The organism is Azospirillum cavernae, from assembly GCF_003590795.1.
GTDB classification, from domain to species: domain Bacteria; phylum Pseudomonadota; class Alphaproteobacteria; order Azospirillales; family Azospirillaceae; genus Azospirillum; species Azospirillum cavernae.
Map to the genome: position 1 here is coordinate 221,155 of NZ_QYUL01000005.1, position 16,811 is coordinate 237,965.

The window sequence follows — 16,811 nt, forward strand, 5'->3', positions numbered from 1 at the left end:
GTTACAGCTCCGCGTCGTGGGCGGGCAGCAACTCATACTGCGGGGTGTAGCCGGGCTGCGCCTTGACGCGGTCGGCCCAGGCCTGAATGTTCGGGTATTTCGCCGGATCAACCGCCGATTCGCTCAGCAGGTCGATCCAGGGGAAGGCGAAAATGTCGGCGATGGTCAGCCGCTCGCCTTCAATAAAGGTCCGACCGGCGAGATGCTGCTCGAACAAAGCGAGGCCGGTGGCCGCCGAGGCGTCGATCCAGGGCAGGGCGTTGGCGTCGCCGTTGAACTTGCGCACCGCGCGGGCGCGCTGCACCGGCAGCAGAACATCGGCCAACCAGCTCAGCCATTCAGCCAGACGCAGCTTTTCCGCCGCGCTGTGGCCGCCGAATTTGCCGGTCTGCTCGGCCAAATAGGTCAAAATGACGCTGGATTCCGACAGCGATTGCGCCCCATGGACCAGCGTCGGCACGCGCCCGAAACGGTTGATCGCCAGATACTCCGGCGTCTTCTGCTGCCCGTTGCGGAGATCGACATGGCGGTAAGAGAAGGGGATTCCGGCCAGACGGAAGAACAGCCCGACGCGGGTGGCCGGTTGTGAATTGACGTTCCCGTACAAAGTGAAAGCGGCGGTCACGGTGTCTGATCTCCCTTCTTGAGCTGCGGCGCATCGCCGCAATGATCGGAAGGATGGCCAGAAATCAGGTTTGGGCGCCAGTGGGAAAAATGAGAATGAAAAGCATTTCTCGCGAAACAATATCTCGCCGCATGGCAGTATTGTGTCTTTTCTGCTTCTCGCGATGGTTGCCCTGGTCTGCTTGACCAACGCGGGTCATTTCAGTACAAAATATGCTGAATTTGAGCCAATGACCTCAGCGGTTGTCGGCTCTTTCCTCCTGACGGCGTGATGATGGATACGGTCGAAAAAATCCGAACAATCCTGGTTGTCGAAGACAACATCTTGATGCGCAAGCTGTTTGTTCGTTGTCTTGAGGAGGGGGGCTATTCGGTCGTCGAGGCGACGGACGCGCGCGCCGTTCTCGACCTGATGCGGGATCTGGAACCCGATCTGGTCGTGATGGACATCGTCATGCCCAACCTGTCCGGCGTTGAGCTGATTAAGCAAATCCGCGCCGACTCCGGTCTGGCGGCGACGCCTGTGGTGGCCGTCACCAATCTGGCGTCCCCGGCGGACAAGCGCCGTCTTGCCGACGCCGGATTTGACGGGCATGTCTCCAAACCGATCAAGCCCAAGGAATTCCAGGCGGTGGTGGCCGAATTCCTGAAAGCGGCCGCAGCCTGACGGTTGGAGGCGGCGGCGACGGTGTTTTTAGACGGTTTCTCGTGAATCCAGGACAACAGGAGCACCGCGACCATGGCGCGTTATCTTGTCACCGGCGGCTGCGGCTTCATCGGCTCCCATTTGGTGGAACGCTTGCTGGCGGCGGGGCATGAGGCCTTCGTTCTGGACGATCTGTCCACCGGCAAGCGCGCCAACCTGCCGGATTCGGTTCCGGTGACGGTCGGCACGGTCGCCGATCCGGCGGTGGTTGAAACGGCGATGGCCGGGATGGACGGCTGTTTTCACTTGGCGGCGGTGGCCTCGGTTGACCGTTCACGCGAAGCGTGGCTGGAGACTCACCACGCCAATTTGTCGGGAACCATCGCCGTGTTCGACGCCGCCCGCCGCGCCAACCCGCGCGGGCCGATCCCGGTGGTCTACGCCTCGTCAGCCGCCGTCTATGGCGACAACCCGAACATGCCGCTGCGCGAAGACGCCGCGACCCGCCCGCTGTCCGCATATGGCGCGGACAAGCTGGGCTGTGAGCTGCACGCGCGCGTCGCCGACGGGGTGCATGGGGTGCCGACGACCGGCTTTCGCTTTTTCAACGTGTATGGCCCGCGCCAAGATCCGAAATCGCCCTATTCGGGGGTGATTTCGATTTTCGCCGGGCGGATCGCCAAGGGCCAGCCGATCACCATCAACGGCGACGGCGAGCAGGTGCGCGACTTCGTCTATGTGAAGGATTTGGTGCGCTGCCTGACCGCCGCGATGGACGCGCCGCGCGCGGGCGCTCCCGTCTTCAACGTCTGCACCGGCGTCCCGACCACGGTCAACCGCCTGGCCGAAGTGTTGGCCTCCCTGTCCGGGCGGGCGTTGGAGCGCACCTATGGCCCGGCGCGGGCGGGCGACATTCGGTTGTCGATTGGCGATCCGTCGAACCTGCGCGCCGCCTTCGACGTCACCTGCGACACGTCGCTGGAAGACGGGTTGCGCGACACGCTGGCGTGGCTGGGGTGATCGGGCGCCGCGCGGTCGCGGGCGGTCTGCTGGCCGGGGGGGCCGCCATGGCGCTTCCCCGTGTGGCGCGCGCCGCGCCGCGTTCCGCTGGCGACGGCGTGAGTTGGGCCGTCTATTACGCCGACAAGGAACCAACCCGCGCCTTCGAGCCGTATGGCTTGCTGGTGCTGGACAGCCGCCATCATCCGCCGCTGCGTCCACTGAAGGATCGCGGCAAAACGCTGCTCGGCTACATCAGCGTCGGCGAGGTCGAGACGCACCGCCCCTGGTTCGAGCGGGTCAAGGGCTGGGGCCTGTTGGACCAGGAAAACCCCAACTGGCCGGGCAGCTTCTATGTGGACGTCCGTGATCGCCGGTGGGTGAAGCTGGTGGTCGAGGAACTGGTCCCCGCCCTGCTGCGCGCTGGGTTCGATGGGGTGTTCCTCGACACGCTCGACAACCCGCCGCATCTGGAGCGCACCGACCCCAAACGCTGGGCCGGGATGACCGAGGGGGCGGCGCGGCTGGTCGCGACGATTCGGACCAATTGGCCGCGAATCCGCATCATGCAGAATCGTGGTTACGAGATTTTGCCGCAGACCGCCCGCGCCCTCGACTACGCGCTGGGCGAGAGCGTCTACGCCGGTTGGGATTTCGCCGCCAAGGCGTCACACCTGCAAAGCGAAGAGGATTACCGCTTTCAGGTGGACGCCTTGACCGGGGCGAAGGCGATCAACCCGGCGCTGGGTCTGTTCTCGTTGGATTACTGGGATCCGGCGGACGCCGCTGGGCTGCGCGCCATCTACGCCCGCCAGCGCGCCAACGGCTTTTCCCCGTATGTGTCCGTGGTCGATCTCGACCGGCTGGTCGCGGAGCCGCCGCCGTGACGGTGTTGGTCCGCTGTCTCTGCCTGTTTTTGCTGTTTGCGTGTGGAGCGGCGCGGGCCGCCGAACCGGCGACGTCCGGCCCGACTCTGCCGCGTGTGATTTTGGCGCTGGTCGATCTGCGCGAGGAAAAAACCATTCGCTTCAGCCGGATTCACGGCATGGCGGAATTGCCGCTGAATCATTTGGGCCTGTCGGTGGTCTATTGGAACGTCGCCGACGGGTTGCCTGATTTGGCGGGCTACCCCGATTTGCGCGGCGTCGTCACCTGGTTTGCCGGAGAACCTTTTGACGATGTTGGAGCCTACATCGCCTGGGCCGGGCGGGCGATGGACCGGGGCGTGCGCTTCGCCATTCTGGGGCAGCCGGGCATCCGGCTGGCGGCGGGGGCAAAGCCCATTCCTCTGGCCTTGAGCAATCGATTCTTCGCTAAATTCGGCCTGCGCGATGACGACGGCTATTCCAATCTGACCTACAAATCTCGCCCGGCAGCGATGGATTCGATGGTCGGCTACGAACGCCCGCTGATCGGCGCGCTGCCCGGCTACCCGCTGTTCCGCAAGCTGGACGCCCGTTTCACCTCCCATCTGGTGATGCGGCGGGGGGACGACGCGGCGACCGACAGCCATCTGATCGTCACCGGGCCGACCGGCGGTCTGGTGACGGACGGCTATGCCCGTCATTACGACCCCGAACTCAATCGTCGCCTGTGGATCACCGATCCCTTCGCCTTTTTCCGCGCCGCCTTCGCCACCGACGATTTGCCCAAGCCCGACGTGACCACCCTGTCGGGACGACGGATCTATTTCAGCCACATCGACGGCGACGGCTGGCGCAACGTGACGGAGGCGGCGCCCTACGCCAAGGACAAGCTTCTGTCGGCGGATGTCGTGCGCAAGGCGGCGGTGGAGCCGTTCCCCGATCTGCCGGTGTCGGTGGCCCCCATCGTCGGCGATCTGGATCCGGCCTGGAAAGGCACGCCTGAATCGCTGGCCGCCGCCGCGCGGCTGTTCGCCCTGCCGCAGGTTGAGCCAGCCAGCCACACCTGGACCCACCCCTTCCAATGGGCCTTTTTCAAGGATTACGACCCGCAGAAGGAAGCGATGTTCCAAACCGGGGCGGCTGGGCCGAAGCGCAGCGCGCTGGACCGGATGCTGGGGCGAACGGGCGTGTACGACGCGGCGGAGACGGGGGGCGAGGGCGTCGACATCGGACGCTACGCGGTTCCCCGCGCCTATCTGCAAAAGCCTTTCGATCTCGACCAGGAAATCGGCGGGGCGCTGACCTATTTCACCCATCTGGCCCCGCCCGGCAAGACGGCGCGGCTGGTGCAATGGTCGGGCGACACCTCCCCCTTTGAATCGGCGGTGGCGGCGGTGCGCAAGGCGGGCGGGCGCAACATGAACGGCGGCGACGCCCGGTTCGACGCCGATTACCCGTCGATCACCACGGTTCCGGCCATCGGCCTGCCGGTGGGGGCGGAGCGGCAGATCTATTCGGCGGGCAGCAACGAAAACACCTACACCGATCTGTGGACCAACCGCTTTTATGGCTTCCAGAACCTGATCCACACGGCGCGCAACACCGACAGCCCGATCCGCCTGAAGCCCTTCAACATCTATTACCACATGTATTCCGGGCAAAAGACGGCCAGCGTCAACGCCCTGCGCCGCAACCTGACGGCGGCCCGCGCGGCGGAGTTGGCCCCGGTCGCCGCCTCCACCTACACCCTGATCGCCGAGAGCTTTTACGGCGCCCGGTTCGAGCCGCTGGGCGAGCGGCGTTGGCGCGTGCGGGATCGCGGGGCGCTGAACACGCTGCGCTTTGACCGGGCGAGCTTCACGGCGGTTGATTTTTCCCGCTCAACCGGCGTTTTGGGGCAGCGCCACAGCCAGGGCAGCCTGTATGTCGCCCTCGATCCCGCCGCAGCGGCCCCGGTGGTGGCGCTGGTCGAGGTCGAGCGTGGCGACGTTCCGCCGTCCGCCCCGGTTCCCTATCTGATCGAAGGGCGTTGGGCCTTTTCCGGGTTTCGGGCGGAAGATGCGGGCTTCACCGTCGTGGCGACCGGCTATGGCGACGGCGCGATGACGTGGCGGCTGCCGCAGGCCGGGCGCTACGCCGTCCGCGCCGAACGCGACGGGCGGCTGCTATGGTCGAGCGAGGCGCAGACGGACGAGGAAAACCGCCTGTCTGTCGCCATCGCGGTGTCGGCGATCCAGCCCCTGACGCTGCGCGTGCAGCGATTGGCGCGGTAGGCCGGAATCGCCATGCCAATCAATCTCCTGGTTGCGTTTTTGATTCTTGCGGTCGGCGTCGGCGCCAGCCTGCTGCTGATTCCGCGCGGGGCGGAGTTGGCCTTGCAGAAATTCCGCGACAGCGATTTTGAAAGCGCGCGCGCGGAGTATGAGGAGCGCTTCGCCAACGGCGACCACAGCGCCGCCACGGTGATGCCCCTGACCAAGCTGCATCTGGCCGACGGCGAGGTCGACAAGGCCATCGCCCTGATGGAGCGCTTTGTCGCCAAGGAGCCGAAATCCGTCGATGGCCGTGAGCTGCTCAGTCGCCTGTACCAGGACGCCCAGCGTCAGGGCGACTATCTCGACAATCTGCGGGAGTTGGCCCGGCTGCGCGGCAACGACGAAACCTACCGCGAGTTGGCCTATCTCGCCGGGTTCCAGGGACGGCTGGACATTCAGGCGGAGGCGCTGACCCGCTATTGTGAGCTGCGCGCCGACGATTTTCAGACCCAGCAGGATTTGGCGGTGCTGTTGGCCGCGCAAGGCGATCACGCCGGGGCTGTGGATTGGTTGACGAAGGCCGACGACCGCGCCAAGGGCAACATCGAGGCCGACAGCCGCGAATTGTTGATGAGCTTGCTGATCGACCTGGATCGGGAGCCGGACGCCTTCCAGCGCGCCCAGCGCTGGCTGGGGGAGGATCCCAAAGTGCCGGACATGATCGGTCTGGCGAGCCAGCTTGCCGCCGCCGGTCGCCCCGATCTGGGGCTGCGGCTGATCGAACCGCAAGTCGCCAAGCCCGATCACGCGCTGGCGTTGGAACTGACCTTCATCGACCTGCAAGTCGCCACCGGGCGGATCGCCGAGGCGCAGGCGCGCTTGAACGCCCTGCCCGGGCCGGTGGATGATTCGTCCTTTGGCCGTCTGCTCGCCTTGCAGATGAACGCGGGGTTGGAGCGGGCCGCCTTCGCCACGGCGGGCGGGCGGGATTTGCGGCTGGTTCCCGATTGGCTGCTGGCGGGCTTGGCCGATCTCGCTTACCGCGACCGTGACCGCGCGTTTCTGGATCGTTTGGTCGGCGAGTTGGGCGACGGTTTTCTGGAGGATCGCCCGATTTTGGCCGCCAACATCGCGCTGGGCCGGGGCGACACCGCCGCCGCGATCCGCTGGGCCGAGCGCGGCGTGGCCGACGCCGGGCAATCCCTGCCCGAGCGTTTGGCGGCGGTGCGCATCCTCGACCGCGCCGGGCGGCGGGACGCGGCGGCGGCGGGATTCGACCGCCTGCCCTTGGCCGACGGCGTCGCCGACGATCTGCTGGACGAGCTGGGCGCGCTGTTCCTCGACCTGGACCGGGCGGCGGCGGGCGTGGCGTGGTTCGAGGCGCGGCGGCGCGCGGCGCCATCGATGGCGGCGGATCTGGGCTGGGCGCGGCTGGCGGCGCGGGCCGGGGATCCGCCGACGGTCGCGGCGTGGCTGGACAGCCACCCCAAGCTCGACGCCGGGCTGTTGCAGGACATCGCGTCCAGCGCGGTGGAGCGTGGCGCGGTCCCGTTGGCGCTGAAGGCGGCGGAGCGGGTCTTCGCCATGGCCCCGACGGCGCGCAGCCGCTTCGCCTTGGCGGCGGCCCTGTTGGCCGCCGGGCGCGCGGCGGACGCGCTGCCGCATCTGACCATCCTGTTGCCGCTTCAGGCCGAACTGGGGGCCGCCATCGGGGCGGAGGTGGAAAACGCCTATCTCGCCGCGCTGGACGCGACGGGACGGGTGGAGGAGTTGACCAACTTTCTATCGGCCAAGCTGGCGCGTGGCGGTTTGTCCGACGCGGACGAACAGGCGTTGGTTTACACGCTGCTCGATCACAAGGCGTTCCGGGCGGCCTTGCCGGTCCTGCGTCAGCGGGCGCAGCGTCTGGGGGGCGAATGGCTGTTCGCCTACGCCGACGCGGCGCGGCAGGCGGGGGCGCTGGCCGACCTCGCCGATCTGCTGGAACAGCAATTGACCGATCCGGCGCTGGACACCGCCGGGCGCGAGCAGCGCGCCTTCCTGCTGCTCGAGTCCGCCGGTCCTGACCGCGCTTTGCCGGTGCTGAAACAGCTTGCGGACGGCAGCCTGACCGGCCCATGGGATTCCCTGTACCGGGAGGCGTTGGGCAAGCTTGGCCGCAAGGCGGAGTTGCGCCGCTATCTGCTGGCGCGCGGGACCGACACGCGGCTGCCGCTGATTGAGCGCCGGGCCGTGGTGTTCGCCTTGCTCGATCTGCGCGACAAGCCGGGGGCTGAGCGGATCCTGCGCCAATTGGCGACCGGGCAGGGGCCGAAAAGCGAGGACGCCAAACAACTGGCCTTCCTCTGGGGGCCGCGCCCGAAGGCGGCGGCGCTGAACTGGATCGAGGAGCGCGCGCGCGCGGCGGCGACGCCCGCCGATCAGGCCGGATGGTACGGGCTGCTGGCCGAGTTGGGCGGGGCGGGGCGAGTGACGGCCCGGCTGGGGCCGAATGGCGGCCCGACCGTCGCCGCATTGAAGGTCCCCTACATTGAGGCGTTGGCCGCCGACGGCAAGGGCAAGGAACTGGCCGAGGCGGTCCGTTCCGCCGTCGCCACGGAACAGGATCCCGAGCGCCTGCGCCGCTTCGCCCGCTTGGCCGAACAGAGCCGGGAGCGCAAGGCCTCGGCGGAATGCTGGCGCGCGCTGTTGGCGCAGCGGCCCGAGGATGGCGAGGCGCTGCGCCAGTTGGGGATGCTCGCCTTTGACGAAAGCCGTTTGCTGGACGCCGAGCGGCTGTTGCGCCGCTTCGTCGCGCGTGCGCCCGACGATTATGAAGCCTATTATTTCCTGGGCGAGGCGCTGACCGCGCTGAAACGGTCCAGCGCCGCCACGCCCTTCTTCCAGACCGCCCTGGCGCAACTGCGAGCGGGCAAGATCCGCAACGACGCCGTCACGCAAACGGAGGCCAATCTGCTGAATCGGTTGGGCAAGGTGGACGACGCCGTGGCGCTGTTCGAGGGGCTGCGCAAGCAGCGGCCTGAGGACACGCAGCTCAAGGCCGATTTCGCCTCCCTGCTCATCGAAAATGGCCGTTTGCCGGAGGCGCGCCGTGTTCTCGGCCTCCCGTAAGCGCGTCTTTGCCCTGCTGGCGCTGCTGGTCGCCGCCACGCCGATTCTGCCGGGCCGCTCGCAGACGCCGCCGTCGATGGCGCAGGTCGAGGTCACGCGCGAGGGGGAGCGGGCGCGCTTCGTCCTGCGCTGGCCGGGGGCGGTGGCGACGGAGGAGATCGAGCGGCGCGGGCGGGAGCTGACGTTGCGCTTCAGCCGCCCGCTGGGCGGCGTGGCGTTGGACAGCGTGCCGGGGCGGTTGCAAGGCTGGGTGGACAACGTTCTCTATGGCTATGACAGCGTGCTGCTGGTGCTGGCGGCGGACGTGGTCGCCGACGTGACGGCCGATCGCTCCGGCGTCGCCGTGACCTTCACGAAGGAGGCGAAAAGCCTTCGCGCCGCAGGCGCGGCGCTGGCCGAACGGGTGGCGCAACGACGCCTCGATTATTTCCGCGCCTTGACGCTGTTGGAAAGCGGGCAGGCGCGCGAGGCGCGCGCCCTGCTGCGCGACCGGGCGCAAAGCGACCCGCGCGACGCCCAATCCAGCGCCCTGCTGGCCCAGACGGAAGAGCGGTTGGGCCGTTGGCGGGAGGCCGCCGCCGCGTATGACGCGGCGTTGGCGCAGACGCCCGACGACCCTTCGTTGATCGTCGGCAAGGCCCGGCTGTTGCATGAGAACGGCGACCGGGCGCGGCTCGACAGTGATTGGCAACGGGTGCGCGGGGCCGACGTCCAGCGAATCCAACGGATGACCGGGGTGATGAATCTCCCCGGCTCCAATACCATCACCTACACGCTGGAAAACCGCCGGGTCGATGTGGACGCCGCGATCCGGCGCGACGGCGCGACGGCCCCCTTCCACGGCGCCCGCCAGCGCATGGAATTCGCCATCGCCCATGATTGGCCGGAGGGGGAACGCTCCACCCTGACGCTCCACGCCGCGCAACAGGCGCTGGGCGTTGGGCTGACCCACGCCTGGAAAGACGAGGATTCGGAAACCCGCGTCGGCCTGATCTGGAGCGAGCCGAGCTTTGCCTTTCTGGAGGGGATCATCGACGGCGGTCGGCGCGACCGGCTGTTCGTTCAGCATGAGGAACGCTTGTCCGACCGCTGGAATCTGAGTTTTGCCGTGGGGTACAACCGCTATGGGCTGTCGGGCGCCGCCGATTTGGCGCGCTCCACCAGCGTGGAAGGCGCATTGCGTTATGTGCTGAACCCGGAGGGGCCGTTGACCAGCGTCGCCTATCTGCTGGACGCTGAATATGTCGGGCGGCGCGTGCAATGGGAGAATGCGCAGGGGCAACCCTTTGCCCCCCTACCAGCGGCGACGCGCGAGGTTCACGCGCTCCAGCTTTCGGTTGAGGATTGGATCGCCGATTATGTTCGCTACAGCGCGCAAATCGGTTACGCCTATGACCGGCGCGGCAAGAGCGGCCCGCAAGGGGCGGTGTCCTTGGCGTGGGAGCCTCTCGACGCGCTGGAGATCGGCGTGCGCGCCAGCCACGCCCGATCCACCGCGCGCGGCACGGCCAGCGCGGTCAACGCGGCGGGGGGGTATCTGTTGTGGCGTTATTGATGAGGCCAAAGGGGTTGGGAATGGGACGGACGCTCAGGGCACGATCATCCTTGCGGTCGCTGATCGCGCTGGCGCTGGTGGCGGCGACGCTGGCGGCTTGCGGCGTTGGCCGCAGCACCAGCCGCGATTTCGCGCGGGCGGGCGAGGTTCTGCCGATGGGCGCGTCGGTGGCGGTGCTGCCCTTTGAGAATCTGACCAATTACCCCAACGCCGGGCAGATCGCCGCCGATCTTCTGTCCACCGAGTTGTATGGGATGGGCGTGTATCAGGTGGCGGAGTCCAGCCGGGTCCGCAACCAGTTGACGGTGGCCAAGATCGACGCTGAAAAGCTGTCGGACGGCACACACGCCCAGGCCGCCGGGCGCACGCTGGGGGCCGACGCGGTCCTGGTCGGCAGCGTCTCGGAATATGGCTACCAGCATGGCTTGCGGGAAGAGCCGGTGGTTGGGCTGAACGCCCGGTTGGTCCGCACGTCCGACGGCGTGGTTCTGTGGGCGTCCAGTCAATCGGCGGCGGGGCGGGGCCTGTTCAGCCGCGACAGCGTGAACAACGTCGCCCAGCGCGTCGTGACCCGCATGGTGGACAGCCTGCGCGACGCGGTGGATTCGGGCATGGCGGCCAAGGCCACGGGCGCGCCGTGACTCACAGGGAGATGCCGACCGTATGAGCGCCCCGTCCAACCCGCAACCGACGCCCCAAACGACGCCTCAACCGGCGGACGACGCGCCCCAGGCCGCGCCGCGTCGGTTGTTGGGCTTTCGCCGGGTGGCGCTGATTGAGCTGGCGCTGTTCTTCGCGGTGGCGCTGTGGGTGGATTGGGCGCTGGGCGGCGGCTTGCGGTTCGAGGGGACGCAGCCGCATCCCTTCTGGATTCCGGTTCTGCTGCTGGCGATCCAGTACGGCACCAACGAGGGGGTGTTGGCGGCGCTGGCCGCGTCGGCGGCGCTGCGCGTCGGCAATCTTCCTGAAGAGACGATTTCCCAGGATCTCTACCAATATCTCTACGCGCTCACCCGCGACCCCATCCTGTGGCTGGTGGCGGGGGTGCTGTTTGGCGAGTTGCGGATGCGGCAGATCCGCGAACGCGAGGATCTGCGCAACAGCCTCGCCATGGCCCGCAAGGAATCCGAGGCCATCACCCGGTCCTATCGGGCGCTGAAATCGGTGAAGGAGAATCTGGAAACCCGCGTCGCCGGTCAATTGCGCACGGTTTTCACGCTCTATCAGGCGGCCAAGGCCATCGACAAGCTGGACGAGGGCGAGGTGATGCTGGGCGTCGCCGACCTGATCCGCACGGTGATGAAGCCGGACAAATTCTCGCTGTTCCTGCTGAACAACGACGTTCTGGAATCGGTGACGAACGAGGGTTGGGACGAGGAGCAGGACGGCTACGCCCGCTGGTTCGATCACGCGTCATCCCTGTTTGAGCGGGTGGTCGGACGCCAACGTCAACTCTGCGTCACCCGGATCGAGGACGAGCGCATCCTGAACGGCGAAGGCGTTTTGGCCGGTCCCCTCATCAGCAGCGACACCGGCGAGGTCGTCGGCATGATTAAGATCGAAAGCATGGGATTCACCGATCTCAGCGTCAACACGGTGGAGAATTTCCGCATCCTCTGCGAATGGATCGGCACCGCGCTGGCCAAGGCCCGCCAATACAGTCTGGCGAACGAACAGCGGATCATGACCGACGATTCGCTCTATTCGTCGCACTACATCGGGCGGCAGGCGGAGTTTCTCGCCCTGCTGGGCCGCCGCATGGGATTTGAGACCACCTCGATCACCATCCGCCCCTCGGGCCTGTCGCGCTTGTCGGCCGGGCAGCGGGCGGAACTGGCCACCGCCATCGGCAACGCCGTGCGCGAGAGCCTGCGGGACACCGATCTGGCGTGCGATTTTGGCAACCAGGGCGGTTCCTTCGGCGTCGTTCTGACCGGCACGCCGTTGGAAGGCGCGAAGCTGGTGGAGGCCAAGTTGGAAAAGGCGGTGCGCGCCTCCCTGCCCAGCGGCCTCAGCCGGATCCCCATCGCCTTCACCACGCAAAAGGTTGAGGCGCGGGAATGAGGGTGGGCCAGACCAGCGGGGCGAACGCGCCATGTCCGTGACCGACGGCGTTCTGGAAGAGGCCCCCAACGCCGGAACCGGCGATCTGACCCTGGCCGGGCTGCTGGCCTTGGCGGGGGAGGCCGGTTTGGTGCTGGGCGCGGCGAATCCGGCGCTAGTGATCGCCCGGCTTCCCACATTGCCGCGTGATGTTTCGTGGCCCGCACACGCGCCGTTGACCGCCGCCTTGATCGGTCACGCGCTGATTTGCGGGGCGCTGATCCTGTGGGTGCGCGCCCGCGCCCGGCGCGGCTTGGATCTGCGGTTGGCCGGGCTGATGTTGGTGACGACGCCGGTGTTGGGGCCGTTGGGGCCGCTGTTCACGTTGCTGACCACCGGGCTGCACGCGCTGTTCCGCCGCTACGCCACCGGCTTTCAGGATTGGTATCTGTCGCTGTTCCCGGAAAGCGAGGTCGAACCGGCGCAGGAGCTGTATGAGCTGATCGTTTCGGGCCGGGAAACCGCCCATCTGGCGGCGGGGGAATCCTTCACCGACGTGATGTCGGTCGGCACGCCGCAGCAAAAACAGGCGGTCATCGCCCTGGTCGCCCGCCATTTCCGCCCCGCCTTCACCCCGGCCCTGAAAGCCGGGCTGGGCGACGCCGACCCGTCCGTTCGCGTTCAGGCCGCCACGGCGACGGCGCGGGTGGAGCATGAGTTCAACGGACGCTGGCAAAGCCTGGACAACGCGGTGAATTCCAACCCCGACAACGTGCCGACCCGCGCGGAACTGGCTCGGCATCTGGACGATTACGCCTTTTGCGGCCTGCTCGACGCCAACCGCGAGGCGGAAATCCGCGACAAGGCGCTGGACGGCTACCGCCGCTGCCTGGAACTGGCCCCCGACGACGACGACATCCGCCATGATCTTGGTCGTCTGCTGTTGCGCTGCGGGCTGGCGGAGGAAGCGGCGATGCGGTTGGAGCCGTTGATCGACCGCGCCGCCGACCGCCGCATTCTGTTCTGGTACGCCGAAAGCCTGTTCCGGTTGGGGCGTTACGCCGACCTGCGCGCGCTGCCGCAGCGCCGCCCCGACCAGTTGGGCAAGGATGTGCCGCTGCCCGACGCCCTGCGCGACGTTTTCGCCCTGTGGCGCGACGACGAGGACGCGGAGTCCGACGCCCCGTTGAGCGTGGCGGCATGAGCGCGGCGCAAAGCTCTTCCAAGCCCACCTTGCCGGAAGGGGAGGCGGCGCCGCTGGCCGACGTCTGTCTGCTCATGGAGGGATCCTACCCCTATGTCGCGGGCGGCGTGTCGACCTGGACGCACGATCTCATCAAATCGCACGCCGATCTGACCTTTCACGTCGTGGCGCTGGTGGCCGACCGCAACGCCCGCAAGCTGGCCTATGAGCTGCCGGGCAACGTCACCGGCCTGACCCATGTCTATTTGCAGGATCCGGCCCCCGGCTGGCGCTGGATGCCGGGGATCAAGGGCTTTCTGGCGGCGATGGAGCATCCCTTGCGCCGCTTGCAGCAGGGCGGCGGGTTGGCCGAGGTGGCCGACGTCGCCCGCCTGATCCACAAGTCGCGCGGACGGGCTGGGCGGCGGATCCTGCTGAACTCCGAAGAATCCTTTCACATGGTGGTGCGGATGTGCCGGGCGGCGCTGCCCGACGCGTCCTTTCTGGAGTATTTTTGGGGATCGCGGGCGCTGATGAGCGGCCTGTTCGCCACCATGCTGGCGCCGATGCCCCGCTGCAAAATCTACCACGCCATTTCCACCGGCTACGCCGGGTTGTTCGCATCGCGCGCCGCGCTGGAAACCGGACGCCCGGCGGTGTTGACCGAGCATGGCATCTACACCAACGAACGGCGCATCGAAATTCTGATGGCCGAATGGCTGTTCGAGGGCGCGGACACCTCGCTGGCGCTCGACAAGAAGAAGCGCGATTTGCGGGATTTGTGGCTCGACACCTTCGCCAGCTACTCCAAAGCCTGTTACGACGCCTGCGACAAGATCGTCACCTTGTACGGCGGCAATCAGGAATTCCAGCGCCGCCAGGGGGCCGATCCGGCAAAATTGAAGGTGGTGCCGAACGGCATTGATTATGACGGCTATTCCAAGGTGAAGCGCGAGGAGGCCAACCGCCCGCCGACCATCGCGTTGATCGGGCGCGTCGTGCCGATCAAGGACGTGAAGACCTACATCCGCGCCGCCGGAATCCTGCGCGAGGACATCCCCGACGTGAAGGCGATGATCCTGGGGCCGTTGGAGGAGGATCCTGGCTATGTCGAGGAATGCAAAACCATCGTCAAGCATCTGGGGCTGGAAGACACGGTGATCTTCGCCGGGCGGGTCAAGCTGACCGACTGGCTGGGCCGGGTGGACGCCATCGCCCTGACCAGCGTCAGCGAGGCGCAACCGCTGGTCATTCTGGAAGCGGGCGCGTCGGGCGTGCCGAGTGTGGCGACCGACGTGGGATCCTGCTCTGAACTGTTGCTGGGGCGGCCCGACGAGGATCCGCCGCTGGGGGCGGGCGGGGCGATCACCCCCCTGGCCAGCCCGCTGGACACGGCGCGGGAATTGCGCGCCCTGCTGCTCGACCGGCCATGGCGGGAGAAATGCGGCGAGGCCATCGCCAAGCGGGTCGCCCGCTATTACGACAAGGTGGAGATCGACCGCATCTATCGCGCCATCTATGACGAGCACATCGCCAAGCCCGACCGGCCCACCCTGTTCGACCCGAATTTTCGCGGGACGGACAATTACCAAACGGGGATCGACTGATGGCGGGCATTGGCTTCGCGCTCCGCAAGCTGGCGCGGCGCGACGATCTGCTGGGGGTGCTGCAAGGCTACGCCCATTCGGCCTTCATCACCTCCGGCCCGTGGATGTTCACCATCCTGGCGCTGGCCGGGATCAATTTTGTCGGGCGCGACATGGTGGGGCTGGAGGAACTGGCCCTGTTCCGCGTCGTCGTCATCTACAATTTCTGTTTCTCGGTGGTCTTCACCGGGCCGTTGGTGCTGGTCGCCACCCGCTATCTGGCCGACGCCATCTATTCCAAGGAGGTGGACGCGGCGCCCGGCATGCTGCTGGCGACGCTGGGTTTGGCCTACGCCATCGCCGCGCTGACCGCCGGGCCGTTTTATCTGTTTTTCAGCGATCTGCCGACGCCGATCATGCTGGGCGGGTTGGTCAATTTCTTTCTGGTTTGCGGCATCTGGGTGGTGTCGATCTTCCTGTCGGCGCTGAAGGATTATGTGTCCGTCACCACCGCCTTTGGCGTCGGCATGCTGGTCGGCATCGCGACGACGGCGCTGTTCGGCAGTCTGTACGGCCCGGCGGGGATGGTGTGGGGGTTCTCGCTGGGGTTGGCCGGGATCCAGTTCGGGTTGATCGCGCGGGTGTTCGCCGAATACCCCTACAAGGTGGCCCGGCTCTTCGCCTTCTTGTCCTATTTCCCAAAATATTGGGATCTGGCGTTGATCGGTCTGGTCGCCAATCTGGCCGTCTGGTCGGACAAATGGGTCATGTGGTTCGTGCCGGAACGGGAAATCATCTCCGGCGCGATGGTGATCTACACCGAATATGACAGCGCCATGTTCGTGGCCTATTTGACCATCCTGCCCGCCCTGACCCTGTTCACCGTGAACATCGAAACCCGCTTTTTCGAGCATTACCAAGGTTTCTATCGCGACATCCAACAGCATGCGACCTACGACCAGATCGCCCGCAACCACCGCTCCATCATTGCGGCGTTGCTGGAAAGCTGCCGCAATCTGGTCATCCTGCAAGGGGCGGTGTGCGCCGTCACCATCTTCACCGCCCCCGCCATCATCGGGACGCTGGGGCTGCATTACCAGCAGATCGGCATGTTTCGCTTCGGCGCGTTGGGGGCGTTTTTCCAGTCGATGTTCCTGTTTTGCACGGTGATTCTGGCCTATTTCGATCTGCGGCGTCGGAATTTGGTGGTTCAACTGATCTATCTGGCGGCGAATGTCGGTTTCACCCTGCTGTTCAGCGACATGGGGTTCGCCTGGTACGGCTACGGCTATTTCCTCAGCTCCCTGTTCGCCTTCGTCGTCGCCTATCTGATGGTGGCCGACGCGGTGCGCCGTCTGCCCTATTTCGCCTTCGTCGCCAACAACCCGTCCGTGCGTTGACCATGTCAATGTGGTAACATGCGTCCTTGGTCACGTTGGGAAGAGGGTGGGATGTCGCGGGCGTTGGTTGGGGTCGTTGTCGCGCTGCTGGCGGCGGGGCTTCCCTTGGGCGCGGCGTTCGCCGACGACATCCCTCAGACCGATTGGCCGCCGACCACCCGGCATTCCCTCTACCGCTCCCTGCCGCCCCGGACCTATGCGCCGCGCATCCTCTACGCCCCCGCCCGCGCCGTTTACAAACTGCCCAAGGGGCTGGACGGTCTGGCGGCCTACGACAAGACGCTGACTCAGGCCTGCATGGCGGGAACCTTCCAGCAGATGAGCGACGGCTATTATTGGGCGGTGACGCCAGGGCGGCGTTATGGCGTCGCCTTTTCCGGCGGGGCCAATCTGGAGGATCCGCAGAACAAGCGGCAGCCCGGCAAGGTCTATTTCTTCCTCGACCAGGACGCGCGTTGTTCGGTGTATGTCGGCGATCAGGCGAAATTGATGCCGAACTACATTCCGCCGGTGTAAGCGGGGACAACCCTGGGATTGCCGGAA

At 66.6% G+C, this 16,811-nt stretch carries 13 protein-coding genes; 12 read left to right on the forward strand and 1 reads right to left on the reverse strand.

Features of this window, described 5'->3' with window-relative positions; genetic code table 11:
* Window position 1: 1 nt before the first annotated feature.
* Window positions 2–625, reverse strand: a complete 624-nt coding sequence (locus tag D3877_RS26400) for a glutathione S-transferase family protein (protein WP_119833784.1) — start codon at window positions 623–625, stop codon at window positions 2–4.
* Window positions 626–898: 273 nt separating this feature from the next.
* Between D3877_RS26400 and D3877_RS26405 the strand changes: the two genes are divergently transcribed.
* The 12 genes from D3877_RS26405 to D3877_RS26460 all read left to right on the forward strand — a co-directional run bounded on the left by D3877_RS26405 (window position 899) and on the right by D3877_RS26460 (window position 16,784).
* Window positions 899–1,291: a response regulator gene (locus tag D3877_RS26405; protein ID WP_274379660.1), complete on the forward strand. Its 393-nt coding sequence runs from the start codon at window positions 899–901 to the stop codon at window positions 1,289–1,291.
* Between the two features lie 72 nt (window positions 1,292–1,363).
* Window positions 1,364–2,290, forward strand: coding sequence for an NAD-dependent epimerase/dehydratase family protein (locus D3877_RS26410; RefSeq protein ID WP_119833785.1), 927 nt, complete (start codon window positions 1,364–1,366; stop codon window positions 2,288–2,290).
* Entirely contained in the window at window positions 2,278–3,156 is an 879-nt protein-coding gene (locus D3877_RS26415) for a glycoside hydrolase family 191 protein (RefSeq protein ID WP_238475101.1), read from the forward strand. The genes D3877_RS26410 and D3877_RS26415 overlap by 13 nt, the downstream gene beginning before the upstream one ends.
* Window positions 3,153–5,408, forward strand: coding sequence for a polysaccharide deacetylase family protein (locus D3877_RS26420; RefSeq protein WP_199721000.1), 2,256 nt, complete (start codon window positions 3,153–3,155; stop codon window positions 5,406–5,408). The genes D3877_RS26415 and D3877_RS26420 overlap by 4 nt, the downstream gene beginning before the upstream one ends.
* Window positions 5,409–5,420: 12 nt before the next feature.
* Complete coding sequence (locus D3877_RS26425; protein ID WP_119833786.1) at window positions 5,421–8,501, forward strand: tetratricopeptide repeat protein; 3,081 nt, start codon at window positions 5,421–5,423, stop codon at window positions 8,499–8,501.
* Window positions 8,482–10,056, forward strand: a complete 1,575-nt coding sequence (locus tag D3877_RS26430; RefSeq protein WP_238475102.1) for a tetratricopeptide repeat protein — start codon at window positions 8,482–8,484, stop codon at window positions 10,054–10,056. Before D3877_RS26425 ends, D3877_RS26430 begins: the two co-directional genes overlap by 20 nt.
* 50 nt (window positions 10,057–10,106) lie before the next feature.
* Window positions 10,107–10,697, forward strand: coding sequence for a GNA1162 family protein (locus D3877_RS26435; protein ID WP_238475103.1), 591 nt, complete (start codon window positions 10,107–10,109; stop codon window positions 10,695–10,697).
* Window positions 10,698–10,719: 22 nt separating this feature from the next.
* Complete coding sequence (locus tag D3877_RS26440) at window positions 10,720–12,120, forward strand: GAF domain-containing protein (protein ID WP_119833789.1); 1,401 nt, start codon at window positions 10,720–10,722, stop codon at window positions 12,118–12,120.
* Window positions 12,121–12,151: 31 nt separating this feature from the next.
* Window positions 12,152–13,303, forward strand: a complete 1,152-nt coding sequence (locus tag D3877_RS26445; RefSeq protein ID WP_119833790.1) for a tetratricopeptide repeat protein — start codon at window positions 12,152–12,154, stop codon at window positions 13,301–13,303.
* Window positions 13,300–14,889: a GT4 family glycosyltransferase PelF gene (gene pelF, locus D3877_RS26450; protein ID WP_119833791.1), complete on the forward strand. Its 1,590-nt coding sequence runs from the start codon at window positions 13,300–13,302 to the stop codon at window positions 14,887–14,889. Before D3877_RS26445 ends, pelF begins: the two co-directional genes overlap by 4 nt.
* Window positions 14,889–16,268: an exopolysaccharide Pel transporter PelG gene (gene pelG, locus D3877_RS26455; RefSeq protein ID WP_119833792.1), complete on the forward strand. Its 1,380-nt coding sequence runs from the start codon at window positions 14,889–14,891 to the stop codon at window positions 16,266–16,268. The genes pelF and pelG overlap by 1 nt, the downstream gene beginning before the upstream one ends.
* Window positions 16,269–16,331: 63 nt before the next feature.
* Window positions 16,332–16,784 carry a hypothetical protein gene (locus tag D3877_RS26460; protein WP_238475104.1) on the forward strand — a complete coding sequence of 151 codons (453 nt, stop codon included), beginning with the start codon at window positions 16,332–16,334 and terminating at the stop codon, window positions 16,782–16,784.
* The last annotated feature ends 27 nt before the right edge of the window (window positions 16,785–16,811 follow it).

Coding starts and splice junctions, on each gene's coding strand:
- D3877_RS26425 (WP_119833786.1), top strand. CDS start 5,421: ATGCCAATCAATCTCCTGGTTGCGTTTTTGATTCTTGCGGTCGGCGTC.
- D3877_RS26445 (WP_119833790.1), top strand. CDS start 12,152: ATGTCCGTGACCGACGGCGTTCTGGAAGAGGCCCCCAACGCCGGAACC.
- D3877_RS26405 (WP_274379660.1), top strand. CDS start 899: ATGGATACGGTCGAAAAAATCCGAACAATCCTGGTTGTCGAAGACAAC.
- D3877_RS26440 (WP_119833789.1), top strand. CDS start 10,720: ATGAGCGCCCCGTCCAACCCGCAACCGACGCCCCAAACGACGCCTCAA.
- D3877_RS26410 (WP_119833785.1), top strand. CDS start 1,364: ATGGCGCGTTATCTTGTCACCGGCGGCTGCGGCTTCATCGGCTCCCAT.
- pelF (WP_119833791.1), top strand. CDS start 13,300: ATGAGCGCGGCGCAAAGCTCTTCCAAGCCCACCTTGCCGGAAGGGGAG.
- pelG (WP_119833792.1), top strand. CDS start 14,889: ATGGCGGGCATTGGCTTCGCGCTCCGCAAGCTGGCGCGGCGCGACGAT.